Annotated in this window: 17 protein-coding genes; 12 read left to right on the plus strand and 5 right to left on the minus strand. The window is 65.8% G+C overall.

Annotation, left to right across the window (positions count from 1 at the left end; genetic code table 11):
- The coding region (locus tag AC3WQR_RS15575; protein WP_492742657.1) for a DUF2827 family protein at positions 1 to 973 on the plus strand (973 nt) is incomplete at its 5' end.
- A gap of 30 nt (positions 974 to 1,003) precedes the next feature.
- Positions 1,004 to 1,864 carry a hypothetical protein gene (locus AC3WQR_RS15580; RefSeq protein WP_492742659.1) on the plus strand — a complete coding sequence of 287 codons (861 nt, stop codon included), beginning with the start codon at positions 1,004 to 1,006 and terminating at the stop codon, positions 1,862 to 1,864.
- Between the two features lie 87 nt (positions 1,865 to 1,951).
- Here AC3WQR_RS15580 and AC3WQR_RS15585 read toward each other — a convergent pair whose 3' ends face one another.
- The 5 genes from AC3WQR_RS15585 to AC3WQR_RS15605 all read right to left on the minus strand — a co-directional run bounded on the left by AC3WQR_RS15585 (position 1,952) and on the right by AC3WQR_RS15605 (position 8,015).
- A complete protein-coding gene (locus tag AC3WQR_RS15585) occupies positions 1,952 to 4,537 on the minus strand; it encodes a bifunctional aconitate hydratase 2/2-methylisocitrate dehydratase (RefSeq protein WP_307586708.1) in 2,586 nt (861 codons plus the stop codon).
- 93 nt (positions 4,538 to 4,630) lie between these two features.
- On the minus strand, positions 4,631 to 5,188 hold the full coding sequence (locus AC3WQR_RS15590; RefSeq protein WP_062479718.1) for a hypothetical protein: 558 nt from the start codon (positions 5,186 to 5,188) through the stop codon (positions 4,631 to 4,633).
- A gap of 23 nt (positions 5,189 to 5,211) precedes the next feature.
- A complete protein-coding gene (locus tag AC3WQR_RS15595; RefSeq protein ID WP_492742661.1) occupies positions 5,212 to 6,225 on the minus strand; it encodes an HpcH/HpaI aldolase/citrate lyase family protein in 1,014 nt (337 codons plus the stop codon).
- A complete protein-coding gene (gene tam, locus AC3WQR_RS15600; protein WP_492742662.1) occupies positions 6,222 to 7,010 on the minus strand; it encodes a trans-aconitate 2-methyltransferase in 789 nt (262 codons plus the stop codon). The genes AC3WQR_RS15595 and tam overlap by 4 nt, the downstream gene beginning before the upstream one ends.
- Positions 7,011 to 7,028: 18 nt before the next feature.
- On the minus strand, positions 7,029 to 8,015 hold the full coding sequence (locus AC3WQR_RS15605; protein WP_042578072.1) for a malate dehydrogenase: 987 nt from the start codon (positions 8,013 to 8,015) through the stop codon (positions 7,029 to 7,031).
- A gap of 182 nt (positions 8,016 to 8,197) precedes the next feature.
- On the opposite strand from AC3WQR_RS15605, the gene AC3WQR_RS15610 reads away from it, so the two are divergent.
- From AC3WQR_RS15610 to leuD, 10 genes are all read left to right on the plus strand, one after another.
- The gene (locus tag AC3WQR_RS15610) at positions 8,198 to 8,956 is read left to right on the plus strand and encodes a GntR family transcriptional regulator (RefSeq protein ID WP_070062271.1); all 759 of its coding nucleotides are present in this window, start codon (positions 8,198 to 8,200) and stop codon (positions 8,954 to 8,956) included.
- 234 nt (positions 8,957 to 9,190) lie between these two features.
- Positions 9,191 to 9,637, plus strand: a complete 447-nt coding sequence (sdhC, locus tag AC3WQR_RS15615) for a succinate dehydrogenase, cytochrome b556 subunit (protein WP_159273217.1) — start codon at positions 9,191 to 9,193, stop codon at positions 9,635 to 9,637.
- A gap of 13 nt (positions 9,638 to 9,650) precedes the next feature.
- Positions 9,651 to 10,016: a succinate dehydrogenase, hydrophobic membrane anchor protein gene (gene sdhD, locus AC3WQR_RS15620; protein ID WP_062479708.1), complete on the plus strand. Its 366-nt coding sequence runs from the start codon at positions 9,651 to 9,653 to the stop codon at positions 10,014 to 10,016.
- Between the two features lie 6 nt (positions 10,017 to 10,022).
- Positions 10,023 to 11,831, plus strand: coding sequence for a succinate dehydrogenase flavoprotein subunit (sdhA, locus tag AC3WQR_RS15625; protein WP_095949551.1), 1,809 nt, complete (start codon positions 10,023 to 10,025; stop codon positions 11,829 to 11,831).
- A gap of 22 nt (positions 11,832 to 11,853) precedes the next feature.
- The gene (locus tag AC3WQR_RS15630) at positions 11,854 to 12,555 is read left to right on the plus strand and encodes a succinate dehydrogenase iron-sulfur subunit (RefSeq protein WP_062479706.1); all 702 of its coding nucleotides are present in this window, start codon (positions 11,854 to 11,856) and stop codon (positions 12,553 to 12,555) included.
- 24 nt (positions 12,556 to 12,579) lie between these two features.
- Positions 12,580 to 12,900: an FAD assembly factor SdhE gene (locus AC3WQR_RS15635; RefSeq protein ID WP_062479704.1), complete on the plus strand. Its 321-nt coding sequence runs from the start codon at positions 12,580 to 12,582 to the stop codon at positions 12,898 to 12,900.
- Between the two features lie 24 nt (positions 12,901 to 12,924).
- Positions 12,925 to 14,235 (plus strand): citrate synthase, encoded by a 1,311-nt coding sequence (gene gltA / locus AC3WQR_RS15640; RefSeq protein WP_062479703.1) that lies wholly within the window; start codon positions 12,925 to 12,927, stop codon positions 14,233 to 14,235.
- A gap of 180 nt (positions 14,236 to 14,415) precedes the next feature.
- Complete coding sequence (locus AC3WQR_RS15645; RefSeq protein WP_139702445.1) at positions 14,416 to 15,369, plus strand: LysR family transcriptional regulator; 954 nt, start codon at positions 14,416 to 14,418, stop codon at positions 15,367 to 15,369.
- A gap of 46 nt (positions 15,370 to 15,415) precedes the next feature.
- Positions 15,416 to 16,837, plus strand: coding sequence for a 3-isopropylmalate dehydratase large subunit (leuC, locus tag AC3WQR_RS15650; RefSeq protein ID WP_492742665.1), 1,422 nt, complete (start codon positions 15,416 to 15,418; stop codon positions 16,835 to 16,837).
- 16 nt (positions 16,838 to 16,853) lie between these two features.
- Positions 16,854 to 17,504 carry a 3-isopropylmalate dehydratase small subunit gene (gene leuD, locus AC3WQR_RS15655; RefSeq protein ID WP_062479700.1) on the plus strand — a complete coding sequence of 217 codons (651 nt, stop codon included), beginning with the start codon at positions 16,854 to 16,856 and terminating at the stop codon, positions 17,502 to 17,504.
- Positions 17,505 to 17,547 lie beyond the last annotated feature (43 nt).

Here is a 17,547-nt window from a genome sequence, read left to right on the forward strand (position 1 = left end):
CCCCATCACCCCCGCCCTGCCCTGGGACCAGGCCCGCTGGCCGACCGTGACCTTCGAGGCGGCCAAGGACAGCGTGGACGTGCTGATCGAGCTGGGCGGCCAGATCGACGCCGACCAGACCGACCACCTCAAGCGTCGCGGCGCGCGGCTGGTGTCGTACTGCTGCGGCTTCGAGTACGTGCACGCGATGGAGTCGATGCTGTTCGGCAAGCCGCTGTGGGGCCGCAACCTGTTCATCAACCAGCGCTACGACGACATCTGGATGGTTCCGCAGGTGGCCCACATCAGCCAGCCCTACTTCGAGGTGCTGCGCCGCGCCGAGGCGCGCGCCGTGCCTTTCGTCTGGAGCCCGGTGTTCCTGCAAGAGCGTGCCCGCGCCCTGCCCGACGGCGGCGCCTACCAGCCGCGCAGCGGCCCGCGGCGGCTCAGCGTGATGGAGCCGAACATCAACGTGGTGAAGTTCTGCGTCTACCCGATCCTGATCGCCGAGCTGGCGTACCGCACCCGCCCCGACGCGATCGCGCTGCTGCAGGTCACGAACGTGGAGCGCATGGCCAAGGACAGCATGGAGTTCATCACGCTGATGAACCAGCTCGACCTGGTGCGCCAGCACAAGGCGGTCTTCCTGGGCCGGCACGAAACCCCGGTGTTCCTGGCGCAGAACACCGACATCGTGGTCTCCCACCAATGGGAGAACCCGCTCAACTACTTCTACCTCGAGACCTGCTGGCAGGGCTATCCGCTGGTGCACAACGCCCACCTGTGCGCGGACCTGGGCTACTACTACGCAGAAAACGACGTGGCCGCGGGCAGCGCCCGCGTGCTCGAGGCCATCGACGGGCACGACGCCCAGGCCCAGGCCTACCGCGACCGGCAACGCGCGTTGATCGCGCGCTACCTGCCCGGCGACGCAGTGGCCACGCAGACCTACGACATCCTGCTGCAGGGCCTGATGCAGCGCCCTGCCCGCTAGCCAGACCCTCGCCCCACGGAGCCCCCTCGCATGCTCGATCCGTCCGAACTCCGGCACTTCTATCCCGTGATCGTGACGCCGAGCCACGACGGCAAGTTCTTCCAGAACTACGTGGCGTCGCTGCTGAACTTCACCGTGAGCGCCGAGCGTGCCGGCATGAAGGTGCAGGTGCTGATGCACCAGGGCGAGAGCCTGGTCACACGCGCGCGCAACAACTGCGTGGCCCAGTTCCTGGCCAGCACCGAGTGGACCCACCTGTTCTGGATCGACGCGGACATCGGCTTCTCGGCCGAGGCAGCGTTCCGCCTGCTGCTGTCGGGCTACGACATCGCCGCCGGCGTCTACCCGCTCAAGCGCGAAGACTGGCCAGCCGGCGGCGTGGCGGCCGGCACCACGCAGCAGCAGTTCGAGGCCGCGTTCACGCGCTACACGGTCAATGCCAAGGCCGAAGAAGGCGCATCGCAGATCGAGCTCGAGGTGCAGCCCGACGGTTTCATGAAGATGACCGAGGCGCCCACGGGCTTCATGGCGATCCGGCGCGGCGTGTTCGAGCGGCTCATGGCCGCCTATCCCGACCTGCAGTACGTGCCCGACAGCATCGGCGAAGCCGACCGCGGACTGCACTACCGCTTCTTCGACGTGATGGTCGACCCGATCACGCGGCGCTACCTGTCGGAAGACTACGGCTTCTGCCGGCTGTGGTCAGGGCTGGGCGAATCGATCTACATCGACGCCAACTCGAACCTGACCCACCAGGGCGCCAAGCTGTACCGCGGCGATTTCGCCCATTCGCTGCAGGCCTCGCTGCCCTACGCGGTGGGCGGCCCCGCCGGGATGGCGATGGTGCTGAAGGGCCAGGAACACCTGAAGCCGAATCCGCCGCCGGGCTGACACCGACAGCGAACGCCCATGAAAAAGCCCCGCCGAAGCGGGGCTTTTTCATGGGGCCGGCAAATCGCTCGCCGGCTACAAAGACCCTCAGGCCGTGACCGTGTCCGCCACGCCCTTGTAGTCCTCGATCTTGTCGAAGTTCAGGTACTGGTAGATCTGCGCGCTGGACGCATCGATCACGCCCGTGGCGGCCATGTACTCCTCGCGGGTCGGGATGCGACCCAGGCGCGAGCAGATGGCGGCCAGTTCGGCCGAGCCCAGGTACACGTTCGTGTTCTTGCCCAGGCGGTTCGGGAAGTTGCGGGTGCTGGTCGACATCACCGTCGCGCCTTCGCGCACCTGTGCCTGGTTGCCCATGCACAGCGAGCAGCCCGGCATTTCGGTGCGCGCGCCCGCGTTGCCGAACACGCCGTAGTGGCCTTCTTCGGTGAGCTGCTGTGCGTCCATCTTGGTCGGCGGTGCGATCCACAGCTTGACCGGGATGTCGCGCTTGCCTTCGAGCAGCTTCGACGCGGCGCGGAAGTGGCCGATGTTGGTCATGCACGAGCCGATGAACACTTCGTCGATGGTGGCACCGGCCACGTCGCTCAGCGTCTTCACGTCGTCCGGGTCGTTCGGGCAGGCCACGATGGGCTCGTGGATCTCGGCCAGGTCGATCTCGATGACGGCCGCGTACTCGGCGTCGGCGTCACCCTTGAGCAGCTGCGGGTCCTTGAGCCAGGCTTCCTGCGCGGCGATGCGGCGTGCCAGCGTGCGGGCGTCGGCGTAGCCTTCGGCAATCATCCACTTCATCAGCGTGATGTTGCTGTTGATGTACTCCTGGATCGGTTCCTTGTTCAGGTGCACCGTGCAACCGGCGGCCGAGCGTTCGGCCGAGGCGTCGCTCAGCTCGAAGGCTTGCTCCACCTTCAGGTCGGGCAGGCCTTCGATCTCGAGGATGCGGCCCGAGAAGATGTTCTTCTTGCCTTGCTTGGCCACGGTCAGCAGGCCCGACTTGATGGCGTACAGCGGAATCGCGTTGACTAGGTCACGCAGCGTGACGCCGGGCTGCATCTTGCCCTTGAAGCGCACGAGCACCGATTCGGGCATGTCCAGCGGCATCACGCCGGTGGCGGCCGCGAAGGCCACGAGGCCGGAGCCCGCGGGGAAGCTGATGCCGATGGGGAAACGGGTGTGGCTGTCGCCGCCCGTGCCCACGGTGTCGGGCGTCAGCAGGCGGTTGAGCCAGCTGTGGATCACGCCGTCGCCCGGACGCAGCGAGACGCCGCCGCGGTTGGCCATGAACTCGGGCAGTTCGTGGTGCATCTTGACGTCGACCTTCTTCGGGTACGCCGCCGTGTGGCAGAACGACTGCATGACGAGGTCGGCCGAGAAGCCCAGGCAGGCCAGGTCCTTCAGCTCGTCGCGGGTCATCGGGCCGGTGGTGTCCTGCGAGCCGACCGAGGTCATCTTGGGCTCGCAGTACGTGCCCGGGCGCACGCCCTGGCCTTCGGGCAGGCCGCAGGCGCGGCCGACCATCTTCTGTGCGAGCGAGAAGCCCTTCTTGGTGTCGACCGGGCTTTGCGGCAGGCGGAACAGCGTGGAGACCGGCAGGCCCAGCGCCTCGCGCGCCTTGGCCGTGAGGCCGCGGCCGATGATCAGCGGAATGCGGCCGCCGGCGCGCACTTCGTCGAACAGCACGTCGCTCTTGACCTGGAATTCGGCGATGACCTTGCCGTCCTTCAGGGCCTTGCCTTCGTAGGGACGCAGCTCGACCACGTCGCCCATGTTCATCTGCGTCACGTCGAGCTCGATGGGCAGTGCGCCCGAGTCTTCCATCGTGTTGTAGAAGATGGGAGCGATCTTGCCGCCGAGGCAGACGCCGCCGAAACGCTTGTTCGGCACGAAGGGAATGTCTTCGCCGGTGAACCACAGCACCGAGTTGGTGGCGCTCTTGCGCGACGAACCCGTGCCGACCACGTCACCGGCGTAGGCCACGAGGTGGCCGCGCGCGCGCAGGTCTTCGATGAACTTCACCGGGCCGCGCTTGCCGTCTTCTTCAGGGACGATGCCGGGACGGGCGTTCTTGTGCATCGCCAGGGCGTGCATCGGAATGTCGGGACGCGTCGTCGCATCAGGAGCGGGCGACAGGTCGTCGGTGTTGATTTCGCCAGCGACCTTGAAGATGCTGACGGTGATGCTCTGCGGCACTTCGGGGCGGCTGGTGAACCACTCGGCATCGGCCCAGCTTTGCAGCACGCCCTTGGCGTGGGCGTTGCCCTTGTCGGCCTTTTCCTTGACGTCGTGGAACTGGTCGAACATCAGCAGGGTCTTCTTCAGGCCTTCGGCTGCGACGGCGCCGACTTCGGCGTCGTCCAGCAGGTCGATCATGGGGCTGATGTTGTAGCCGCCGAGCATGGTGCCGAGCAGTTCAGTGGCGCGGGCGCGCGAGATGAACGCGTTCTTCTCGGTGCCGTGGGCCACGGCCGCGAGGTAGCTCGCCTTGACCTTGGCGGCGTCGTCGACGCCGGCGGGCACACGGTAGGTGAGCAGGTCCAGCAGGAAGGCGCCGTCCTTGGCGTTCGCGCTCTTCAGGAGCTCGATCGCTTCGGCGGTCTGCTTCGCGCTCAGGGGCAGCGGCGGGATACCAAGCGCGGCGCGTTCGGCAACATGATCAACGTAGGCTTGCAACATCTTCTTTTCTCCGGAAACTAGGCTATCGGGCGTGCGCTGCGGTCTCAAGCGGCCAAGCAAGAGCCGCGCCGCACCCCGGGTTCGGTGCTCTTCTTACTTCTTGGCTGCGTCGGCACCTTCGAAAAGGGCCTTCGGCGGGTTCTTCTTCATCTCGTCGGCAAAGGCGACCTGGGCGGCGGTCTGGCATTCGTCGGCAATGCGCAGGCCGGCCTTCTGATTCATCAGCATCGACTTGTTGCCCAGCTGGAGCCACATGGCGCCGGCACGCGGGTCTTCGAGGCGGATGGCGCCGGTGCGGCTTTCGACCGGGTGCATGCGGTACTTCAGGCCCTTGGTGGTCACGGTGAAGAAGCCGGGCTTCTTCTCGTCGGGCGTGACGGTCACGTCGGCGCCGAGTTCGCACTGCGCCTTGCCGATGGACACGCGTTGCGCCACGGCCAGGTCGGACTCGGACAGCACGATGTTGGTGTCGTCGGCGATCGGCGTGACCTCTTCGACAGCCTTGGCCGCCTTGCGGGTCACCTGGCGCTTCGGCGGGGTCTTCTTGGCTTCGGCCTTGGCCGCGGCCGGCTTGGTGGCGGTGGCGTTCTGCGCCACGGCGGCGAAAGGCAGGGCCAGCGCAACGGCGGCGATCAGTGCAATTTTCTTCATGAGCGGGGTTCCTTCAGGCTGATTCAGTGGGTTTCAGGAGACCGCGATGCAAACCAGGCTTTCGCCTCGGAGGGCAACGCGCGCCCTGTTGCGTGGGCGCGCGTCAGGACCTGCCAGAAGTGGCGGTAGCTCGCGCGGTCGTGCAATGTGCCATCAATTTGTGTCGGTGCCCAATCCGCGTCTGCGGCTTTTGTAATGATTTTTGTGGCAATTTGAATCTGCGCCTCGTCGGGCGCGAAGGCCTCGAGGATCGGCCGGATCTGGTTCGGGTGGATGCTCCACATGCGCGTGTAGCCGAATTCGGTGGCCGCCTTGCGGGCCGCCAGGCGCATCGCATCCATGTCATTGAACTCGGTGACCACGCAGTGCGAAGGCACCTTGCCGTAGGCATGCGCGGCCGACGCCAATGCCAGCTTGGCACGCACGACCAACGGATGGCTGAACTGCCCCGCCGCGCCCATGCCGTCGGCGGGAATGGCGCCGGCATGCGCCGACACGAAATCCATGAGGCCGAAGCTCAGCGACTGCACGCGCGGGTGCGCGGCGATCTCGAAGGCGTTGTGCACCGCCAGCGGCGATTCGATGAGCACGTGCAGCGGCAGCGCGCCGGCATCGGCGGCGTCCAGTGCGGCAACAGCCTGACACACATCGGCCACGGATTCGACCTTGGGCACCATGAGGTGGCTCAGCCGATGGCCGGCGCGTCCGGCGATGGTGACCACGTCGCCGGCAAAGGCCGGGTGGTCGACCGGGTGCACGCGCACGCCGACGCGCATGCCGGGCTGGGCGGCCAGCGCGAGCTCGGTGACGAGCGCGGCATGCTCCGCTTCGCCGCCGACCGGGGCGCCGTCTTCGCAGTCGAGGGTGACATCGAACACGCAGGCGCCGAACTCCTGCGCCATCTCGGCCTGGAGCGCGAGGCTCTTCTTCATGCGGGCTTCGACGCCGCTGTAGTGGTCGCACACCGGCAAGGTCACGGCGCCGGCCTGTGCGCCGAGCAGCACGTCCGCGGGATGGGCGGCGTTCTTGGTGGTCATGCGTCTTTTTTCTTGTGCGCCACGATGAACATGCGCGGGAAGGCGAGCAGGCGCTTGCCGTCGGTGCGCACCGGGTAGGCCTCGTCCACCCGGCGTTCGTATTCGGCGAGGTAGCTCGCCTGCAGGTCGGGCGGCAGGCGGTCGACAAAAGGCTTCAGGCCCGTGCCGCGCACCCATTCGACGATGGCCGCGGCGTTGGCCATCGGGTGCTGGTAGATGGTGTGCCAGACATCGACATGGGCCGCACGCGCGGCCAAGAGGTCGTAGTAGCCGCCGAGCGGCAGCAGCAAGGTGCGCAGCTTGTCGGCGTCGCCGATGGGCTCGGCCCAGGGCGCTTCGGCCGCCACCGCGCGCATCAGGCGGTGCGTGGGCTCCTGGCGGTTGTCGGGCATCTGGACGGCGAGCACGCCGCCCGGGGCCAGCGCGTCGAACAGGCGGGCGATCAGCGTCTCGTGATCCGGCACCCATTGCAGGGACGCGTTGGCATAAATGAGATCGGGCGCTTCTGTTTCACGCTGCGCCCAGGTCGCGATGTCGCTCAACTCGAAGCGCGCCGCCGGCAGGCGCTCGCGCGCGCTGACCAGCATGGCTTCGGAGTTGTCGGTGCCCGTGACTTGCGCTGAGGGGAACCGATGTGCCAGCAGCTCAGTGGAATTGCCCGGTCCGCATCCGAGGTCGACCACATGGGCGGCCTCGGCAAGCGGGACCCGCGCCAGGAGTTCCTGTGCGGGCCGGGTGCGCTCGTCCTCGTAGCGACGGTAGAGCGCGGGGTTCCAGTCGAGCATGCGGGCGGCTTGCTTGACTTACAGCAGGTGGGCGACGCCGGCGCGTTCGCCTTCGAGCTCTTCGAGCGTCTTGTTGATGCGTTCCTGGCTGAATGCGTCGATCTCGAGGCCTTCGACCAGCTTGTACTCACCGTTTTCGCAGGTGACCGGGAAGCCGAACATCACGTCCTTCGGAATGCCGTACTGGCCGTCCGACGGGATGCCCATCGTGACCCACTTGCCGTTGGTGCCCAGGGCCCAGTCGCGCATGTGGTCGATGGCGGCGTTGGCGGCCGAGGCAGCCGACGACAGGCCGCGGGCTTCGATGATGGCCGCGCCGCGCTTGCCGACGGTCGGCAGGAAGGTGTTGGCGTTCCATTCCTGGTCGTTGATCATCTTGGCGACGCTTTCGCCGTTGATGGTCGCAAAGCGGTAGTCGGCGTACATCGTGGGCGAGTGGTTGCCCCAGACGGTGAGCTTCTCGATGTCGGCCACGGCCTTGCCGGTCTTGGCGGCGATCTGGCTGGCAGCGCGGTTGTGGTCCAGGCGCAGCATGGCGGTGAAGTTCTTGCGCGGCAGGTCCGGTGCCGACTTCATGGCGATGTAGGCGTTGGTGTTGGCGGGGTTGCCGACGACCAGCACCTTCACGTTGCGCGAAGCGACAGCGTTCAGTGCCTTGCCCTGTGCCGTGAAGATGGCGCCGTTGACGGCCAGCAGCTCGGCACGTTCCATGCCGGGGCCGCGGGGGCGCGAACCGACCAGCAGGGCGTAGTCGGCGTCCTTGAAGGCGGTCATCGGGTCGCCGTGGGCTTCCATGCCGGCCAGCAGCGGGAAGGCGCAGTCGTCGAGCTCCATCATCACGCCCTTGAGCGCCTTCTGGGCCTTCTCGTCGGGGATTTCGAGCAGTTGCAGGATGACCGGCTGGTCTTTGCCGAGCATTTCGCCGGAAGCGATACGGAACAACAGGGCGTAACCGATTTGACCGGCGGCACCGGTAACGGCAACGCGGACAGGCTTTTTGCTCATGGGAAGACTCCAGAAGGTGGTGAAACGGGTTAGCGCTCTCGTGGGGCGCCGCGGTCCAGCGGGGGGGAAGCTTTCCCGCGGCGCGGGACCGGGCCGCATTTTAAGCCGATTCGACAAAGGCCGTCTTATGTCTTATATAAGATATCCTCTGGGGGTCCGCCACGGCGCACCCCACCGCTGCCATGAACACGCCCTCCACCCTCGACGAGCCCACGACGCCGTCCTTCAGTCCGCTCTACCAGCAGATCAAGACCCTGATCCTGCAGAGCCTGCAGGCCGGCGAGTGGAAGCCGGGCGAGCCCATCCCCAGCGAGATGGATCTGGCCGTGCGCTACCGCGTGAGCCAGGGCACGGTGCGCAAGGCGATCGACGAGCTGGCGGCCGAAAACCTGGTGGTGCGCCGCCAGGGCAAGGGCACCTTCGTGGCCACGCATGCCGAACAGCATGTGCAGTACCGTTTTCTCAAGCTCGTACCCGACGCCGGCAGCCCGAGCGCCGAAGGCCCGGCCGAGCGCACCATCGTCGACTGCAAGCGCCTGCGCGCCTCGGCCGACGTGGCGCGCGCGCTGAGCCTGCGCACCGGCGACGCCGTGCTGCAGGTGCGCCGCGTGCTCGCCTATGGCGGCGTGCCGACCATCCTCGAAGACCTCTGGCTGCCCGGCGCGCCCTTCAAGGGCCTCACGGCCGACCGGCTGCGCGCCTGGCCCGGCCCGATGTACGCGATGTTCGAAACCGAATTCGGCGTGCGCATGGTGCGCGCCGAAGAAAAGATCCGCGCCGTGCTGCCCGATGCCGAACAGGCGCAGCTGCTCGACGTGCCGCTGCAGATGCCGCTGCTCAGCGTGGAGCGCGTGGCGCACACGTACCACGACATGCCGATGGAACTGCGCCGCGGCCTGTACCGCACCGACACCCACCACTACCGCAACCAGCTGGGCTGATCCGATGGCGCCGAAGAACCTCGCCCGCGCGGGCACAAACGCGCACACTCAGCCCGCGCAACGCGACCTCGAGCCCCGAGCATCCGACTGCCGCAGTGCGTTGACTCCTGTGCGTCCGATGCGCGATGGTGCATTGCAATAGAATTTTGCGTTGTTTGCATTCCGCAGAAGAAACAAAAGCGTTCGCTCTCAGAACAAGCCAACAAGTCACAAAGCCACGAAAGCCATCTCCCTATGACAGAGCTTGCAACTCCCCCCCGGCCGCCGCGTCGCGAATTCCGGAACATCAACGCCTTCACCGATCTCACGACCTACCGGCTGCCGCCGGCCGGCATCGTGTCGATCCTGCACCGCGTGAGCGGTGTGCTGATGTTCCTGCTGATGCCCTTCATCATCTGGATGTTCGACACCTCGCTGTCATCTGACTATTCGTTCGCGAAATTCAAGTCTGCTTTCAACATCGGCGTCGGCTTCGCTCCGGGATGGTTCTTCAAGCTCGTCGCACTGGCCCTCATCTGGGCCTACCTGCACCACTTCATCGCCGGCCTGCGTCACCTCTGGATGGACGTGAGCCACTCCGCCGTGACGAAGGAATTCGGTCACAGCTCGGCCATCTTCACGCTGGCTGCGAGCATCATCCTCACGCTGGTGCTTGGCGCCAAGCTGTTCGGCCTGTACTGAGAAGGAGCCACCCATGTCTGTGAATTACGGCTCCAAGCGCATCGTCGTCGGCGCGCACTACGGTCTGCGCGACTGGCTCAGCCAGCGCATCACCGGCGCCCTGATGGCGCTGTTCACGATCATCCTGCTCGCGCAGCTGATCTTCTCGCGCGGCCCCATCGGTTACGACCTGTGGGCCGGCATCTTCGCCGCACAGTGGATGAAGGTCCTGACCTTCTCCGTGATCGTTGCCCTGCTCTATCACGTGTGGGTCGGCATGCGCGACGTGTGGATGGACTACGTCCAGCCTGTCGCCATCCGCCTCGTGCTGCAAGTTTTCACCATCGTCTGGCTTGTCGGTTGTGCGGGTTGGGCCATTCAAGTGCTTTGGAAGATCTGACCCACCATGACCTACACAAAAGAAAACATCACCAAGCGCAAGTTCGACGTCGTCATCGTCGGTGCCGGCGGCTCCGGCATGCGCGCCTCGCTGCAACTCGCCCGTGCCGGCCTCAACGTGGCCGTGCTCTCCAAGGTGTTTCCGACCCGTTCGCACACCGTCGCGGCCCAGGGCGGCGTGGGCGCCTCGCTCGGCAACATGAGCGAGGACAACTGGCACTACCACTTCTACGACACGATCAAGGGTTCCGACTGGCTCGGCGACCAGGACGCGATCGAGTTCATGTGCCGTGAAGCCCCGAAGGTCGTGTACGAGCTCGAACACTTCGGCATGCCCTTCGACCGCAACCCCGACGGCACGATCTACCAGCGTCCGTTCGGCGGCCACACCGCCAACTACGGCGAGAAGGCCGTGCAACGCGCCTGCGCCGCGGCCGACCGCACCGGCCACGCGATGCTGCACACGCTCTACCAGAAGAACGTGGAAGCCCGCACCCAGTTCTTCGTCGAATGGATGGCGCTCGACCTCATCCGCGACAACGAAGGCGACGTGGTCGGCGTCACGGCCCTCGAAATGGAAACCGGCGACCTGCACATCCTGCAGGCCAAGACCGTGCTGCTGGCCACCGGCGGCGCAGGCCGCATCTTCGGTGCGTCCACCAACGCGTTCATCAACACCGGCGACGGCCTGGGTATGGCCGCACGTTCGGGCATCCCGCTGCAGGACATGGAGTTCTGGCAGTTCCACCCCACCGGCGTGGCCGGCGCGGGCGTGCTGCTGACCGAAGGCTGCCGCGGCGAAGGCGCCATCCTGCTGAACAGCAACGGCGAACGCTTCATGGAGCGCTACGCGCCCACCCTGAAGGACCTGGCACCGCGCGACTTCGTGTCGCGCTCGATGGACCAGGAAATCAAGGAAGGCCGTGGCTGTGGTCCCAACAAGGACTACATCCACATGAAGCTGGACCACCTGGGTGCCGACACCATCCACAAGCGGCTGCCGTCGGTCTACGAGATCGGCATCAACTTCGCCAACGTCGACGTCACCAAGGAACCGATTCCCGTGGTGCCCACCATCCACTACCAGATGGGCGGCATCCCGACGAACATCAACGGCCAGGTCGTCATCCAGAAGGGTGAAGACAACAGCGCCGTAGTGAACGGCCTGTACGCGGTGGGCGAATGCTCCTGCGTGAGCGTGCACGGCGCCAACCGCCTGGGCACCAACTCGCTGCTCGACCTGCTGGTGTTCGGCCGCGCGGCCGGCAACCACATCGTCGAGTTCAACGACAAGCTCAAGGAACACAAGGAACTGCCCAAGGATGCGGCCGACCGCACCCTGCAGCGCCTGAACGAACTCGAAGCCTCCACCGGCGGCGAATACGCCCAGGACGTGGCCGGCGAGATCCGCGCCGTCATGCAGCAGCACGCCGCCGTGTTCCGCAAGCAGGCCTCGATGGACGAAGGCGTGGTCAAGATCGCCGCCGTGCGCGAGCGCGTCAAGTCGATCGGCCTGAAGGACAAGTCCAAGGTGTTCAACACCGCCCGCATCGAAGCACTGGAAGTCGACAACCTGATCGAAGTGGCGCAGGCCACCATGGTCTCGGCCGCCGCCCGCAAGGAATGCCGCGGCGCCCACACGGTGGAAGACTACGAGCGTCCCGCGGACGACCCGGTCGCACCGCTGGGCCGCGACGACGCCAACTGGATGAAGCACACGCTCTGGTACAGCGCGGACAACCGCCTCTCGTACAAGCCCGTCAAGCTGCAGCCGCTGACGGTGGCATCCGTGCCGCCCAAGGTCCGCACGTTCTAAGAATATTTACAAGGTCCATACGATGAAGCGCACATTCCAGATCTACCGCTACGACCCGGACAAGGACGCCAAGCCCTACATGCAGACGGTCGAGGTCGAACTCGACGGCCATGAACGCATGCTGCTGGACGCCCTGATGAAGCTCAAGGCGCAAGACCCGACGCTGTCGTTCCGCCGCTCGTGCCGCGAAGGCGTCTGCGGCTCCGACGCGATGAACATCAACGGCAAGAACGGTCTGGCCTGCCTGACCAACATGAACACGCTCAAGGGCACCGTCGTGCTCAAGCCGCTGCCGGGCCTGCCCGTCATCCGCGACCTGATCGTCGACATGACCCAGTTTTTCAAGCAGTACAACTCGATCAAGCCGTACCTGCAGAACGACACCGTGCCGCCCGAGAAGGAACGCCTGCAGTCGCCCGAAGAGCGTGAAGAGCTCGACGGCCTGTACGAGTGCATCCTGTGCGCGAGCTGCTCCACGAGCTGCCCGAGCTTCTGGTGGAACCCCGACAAGTTCGTCGGCCCGGCCGGCCTGCTGCAGGCCTACCGCTTCATCGCCGACAGCCGCGACGAAGCCACCGCCGAGCGCCTGGACAACCTGGAAGACCCGTACCGCCTGTTCCGCTGCCACACGATCATGAACTGCGTCGACGTGTGCCCGAAGAGCCTGAACCCGACCAAGGCCATCGGCAAGATCAAGGAACTGATGGTGCGTCGCGCCATCTGACGGTTTTTCCGAGAAGCCTTACTTATGTCGACCCCCGCCAACGCCCCCGATACGCTGCTCGGCGAACGCGCGCTGAGCAAGCTCAAGTGGCGTTGCCGGCGCGGCCTGCTGGAGAACGACCTGTTCATCGCCCGCTTCTTCGAGCGGCACGAATCCCACATGACCGTCGGTCAAGCGGGAGCGATGGAGACATTGATGGACCTGTCGGACAACGACCTCCTCGACCTGCTGCTGTGCAGAAAGGAGCCCGAGCCCGCATGGGCCGGGGCCGAGGTGGTCGCATTGCTGCAGCTGATGCGTACCGACGGCGCTCAGCGTCCTGCCATTTTTTCTCCTTCGTCCTGAATCCACCTCTGAAAGTAAACCGAAATGAAAGCATCCGATACCAAGGCCACGCTGTCGTTCAGCAATGGCGGCGACAACGTCGAACTGCCGATCTACAAGGGCACCATCGGCCCTGACGTGATCGACATCCGCAAGCTGTATGCACAGACCGGCATGTTCACGTACGACCCGGGCTTCATGTCGACCGCCGCCTGCCAGTCGGCCATCACCTACATCGACGGTGACAAGGGCGAGCTGCTGTACCGCGGCTACCCCATCGAGCAGCTCGCGACCAACTGCGACTTCATGGAAACCTGCCACCTGCTGCTGTACGGCGAGCTGCCGGACGCAGGCAAGAAGGCCAGCTTCACCAAGCTCGTGACGAACCACACGATGGTCAACGAGCAGATGCAGTTCTTCCTGCGCGGCTTCCGCCGTGATGCCCACCCGATGGCCATCATGACCGGCCTCGTGGGCGCCCTGTCGGCCTTCTATCACGACAGCACGGACATCAACAATCCCGAGCACCGCGAGATCGCCGCGATCCGCCTGATCGCGAAGATGCCCACGCTCGTGGCCATGGCCTACAAGTACACCGTCGGCCAGCCGTACATGTACCCGAAGAACGAACTCAGCTATGCAGGCAACTTCCTGCACATGATGTTCGCCACGCCGTGCGAAGAGTACAAGGTGAACCCGGTGCTCGAGCGCGCGCTCGACCGCATCTTCATCCTGCACGCAGACCACGAGCAGAACGCCTCGACCTCGACGGTGCGCCTGTGCGGCTCGTCGGGTACGAACCCCTTCGCAGCCATTGCAGCCGGCGTCGCCTGCCTGTGGGGCCCGGCCCACGGCGGTGCCAACGAAGCGGCGCTGAACATGCTGTACGACATCCAGCGCGAAGGCGGCGTGGAAAAGATCGGCGAGTTCATCAAGAAGGTCAAGGACAAGAACTCGAACGTCAAGCTGATGGGCTTCGGCCATCGCGTGTACAAGAACTACGACCCGCGCGCCAAGCTCATGCAGGAAACCTGCAACGAAGTGCTGACCGAGCTGGGCCTGGAAAACGACCCGCTGTTCAAGCTCGCCAAGGAACTCGAGAAGATCGCCCTGGAAGACGAGTACTTCGTGTCGCGCAAGCTCTACCCGAACGTCGACTTCTACTCGGGCATCGTGCAGCGCGCCATCGGCATCCCGGTGCCGCTGTTCACCGCGATCTTCGCGCTGGCCCGCACGGTCGGCTGGATCGCCCAGCTGAACGAAATGATCGGCGACCCCGAGTACAAGATCGGCCGCCCGCGCCAGCTGTTCGAAGGCTCGCCCAAGCGTGACGTGAAGCCGATCTCGGCCCGCTGATCGACCGGCTGCGGAACCTCCGCTCCCTGAAAAAGCTGCCTCCGGGCAGCTTTTTTATTGCCCGTTCGGCATGCCCCTCCTCGCCAGCCGGCAGCGAGGTCATCGCGCATCGCGATGGCAATGGCTTCAAAACAGGAAGAAAATAGCAAACTCATCGCCAAACGCGATGCCCAAGCCCCCATGAGCACGTCCGAACGCAACTTTGCCCGCCGCATCGACCTCACGTCGCTGCAGCTGTTCGTGGCCGTGTGCGAGCTGGGCAGCATCGGGCGCGCGGCGGAGCGCGAGTTCATCGCGGCCTCGGCCGTGAGCAAGCGGCTGTCCGACCTGGAGGCCACGCTCGGCACCGCCCTGCTCTACCGCCATGCGCGCGGCGTCGACCTCACGCCGGCCGGCGAAAGCCTGCTGCACCACGCCCGCTCGGTGCTCTACAGCCTCGAGAAGATGCAGGGCGAGCTCAGCGAATACGCCGACGGCGTGCGCGGGCACGTGCGGGTGCACGCCAACATCTCGGCCATCGTGCAGTTCCTGCCGGAAGACCTGGGCGTGTTCTCGCGCGCGCACGAGGCCATCAAGATCGACCTCGAGGAGCACCTGAGCAGCGAAGTGATCCGCGCGGTGCAGGAAGGTGCGGCCGACCTCGGCGTGTGCCATGTGGCCGGCGGCGCGGGCGAGTTGCAGAGCCTTTCGTACCGGCACGACCGCCTCGCGCTGATCGTTCCCGAGGGGCACGCGCTGGCCGCGCAGGACGCGATCGACTTCGTCGACTCGCTGGCCTTCGACCACGTCGGCCTGCACACCAACAGCTCGATCTACGTGGCGATGCACGAAGCGGCGCTGAGCGCCGGCCGCAGCGTGAAGCTGCGCATCCACGTCACGGGCCTGGACGCCATGTGCCGGATGATCGACAACGGCCTGGGCATCGGCGTGATGCCGCAGCGCGCCTTCGAACTCATGCACAACGGCATCGGCCGCGGCCTCGTGAGCGTGACGCTCAACGACGCCTGGGCGGCGCGCGAGATCCGCCTGGTCGCGCGCGACTTCTCCACCCTGCCGGTGGCGGCGCGCACGCTGGTGAACCACCTGCACGCGGCGGCCGATTCGGCCGACGCCACCGAACGACTCGCGGCCTAGACCGCGTCGACAGACAATCCATTTCCCCACGAAAGAAGAGACCGACATGGCACGCACGCTCTACGACAAGATCTGGGACGAACACGTCGTCCACACCGAGGAAGACGGCACCGCGATCCTCTACATCGACCGCCACCTGGTGCACGAAGTGACCAGCCCGCAAGCCTTCGAAGGCCTGCGCGAGGCCGGCCGCAAGCTGTGGCGCATCAGCTCGGTCGTGGCCACCGCCGACCACAACACGCCGACCACCGGCTGGGAGCGCGGCTACGAAGGCATTGCCGACCCGACCAGCAAGGAGCAGGTCACCACGCTGGACCACAACATCGCCGAGTTCGGCGCCGCCGCGTTCTTCCCGTTCCTGAGCAAGCGCCAGGGCATCGTGCACGTGATCGGCCCGGAAAGCGGCGCGACGCTGCCGGGCATGACGGTGGTCTGCGGCGACTCGCACACCTCCACGCACGGCGCGTTCGGCGCACTCGCGCACGGCATCGGCACCAGCGAGGTCGAGCACGTGATGGCCACGCAGACGCTGCTGGGCAAGAAGGCCAAGAACATGCTCGTGAAGGTCGAAGGCAAGCTGCCGCTGGGCTGCACGGCCAAGGACATCGTGCTGGCCATCATCGGCAAGATCGGCACCGCCGGCGGCACGGGCTACACGATCGAATTCGCCGGCTCGGCGATTCGCGACCTGAGCATGGAAGGCCGCATGACGGTCTGCAACATGGCCATCGAGGCCGGCGCGCGCGCCGGGCTGGTGGCGGTCGACGAAAAGACCATCGCCTACGTGAAGGGCCGCCCGCTCGCGCCCACCGGCGTCGAATGGGACCAGGCCGTGAGCTACTGGCGCACGCTGCAGTCCGACCCCGGCGCGACCTTCGACGCCGTGGTCGAGCTCGACGCCGCGCAGATCCAGCCGCAGGTCACCTGGGGCACCTCGCCCGAGATGGTGGTCGAGATCAACGGCCGCGTGCCCGATCCCGACAAGGAAAAGGATGCGAGCAAGCGCGGCGCCATCGAGCGCGCGCTGGTCTACATGGGCCTGGAGCCCAACAAGGCCATGAACGACATCTTCATCGACAAGGTGTTCATCGGCTCGTGCACCAACAGCCGCATCGAGGACATGCGCGAAGCCGCCGCCGTGGTGAAGAAGCTCGGCCAGAAGGTCGCGAAGAACGTGAAGCTCGCGATGGTCGTGCCCGGTTCGGGCGTGGTGAAGGAACAGGCCGAGCGCGAAGGCCTCGATGTGATCTTCAAGGCCGCGGGCTTCGAATGGCGCGAGCCCGGCTGCTCGATGTGCCTGGCGATGAACGCCGACCGGCTCGAGCCCGGCGAGCGCTGTGCATCGACCAGCAACCGCAACTTCGAAGGCCGCCAGGGCGCGGGTGGCCGCACCCACCTCGTGAGCCCCGCGATGGCCGCCGCTGCCGCCGTGCACGGCCATTTCGTGGACGTCCGTACGTTCGCCTGAACCCAGAGAGATTCACATGCAGAAATTCACCGTGCACAAGGGCCTCGTGGCCCCCATGGACCGCGAGAACGTCGACACCGACGCGATCATTCCCAAGCAGTTCCTCAAGTCGATCAAGAAGACCGGCTTCGGCGTGAACCTGTTCGACGAGTGGCGCTACCTGGACGCCGGCTTTCCGGGCCAGGACCCGGCCAGCCGCAAGCCGAACCCCGACTTCGTGCTGAACCAGCCCCGTTACGCCGGCGCCTCGGTGCTGCTGGCGCGCAAGAACTTCGGCTGCGGCTCGTCGCGCGAGCACGCGCCGTGGGCCCTCGACCAGTACGGCTTTCGCGCGATCATTGCGCCGAGCTACGCCGACATCTTCTTCAACAACAGCTTCAAGAACGGCCTGCTGCCGATCGTGCTACCCGAGTCGCAGGTCTCGCAGCTGTTCGACGAGGCCTTCGCCTTCCCGGGCTACACGCTGACCATCGACCTGGAACGCCAGGTGGTCGTGAAGCCCGACGGCCAGGAGTTCGCGTTCGACGTGCAGGCCTTCCGCAAGTACTGCCTGATCAACGGGCTGGACGACATCGGCCTGACGCTGCGCCACAAGGACAAGATCAAGGCCTTCGAGACCGAGCGCCTGGCACAAAAGCCCTGGCTCGCGCACACGATGATCTCGTGATCGGCGGCATTTCCGTTTTCAAGAAAAAACCTCAGACCAACTT

The sequence above is a fragment of the Variovorax sp. FW305-3-2-15-B-LB1 genome, assembly GCF_058787635.1.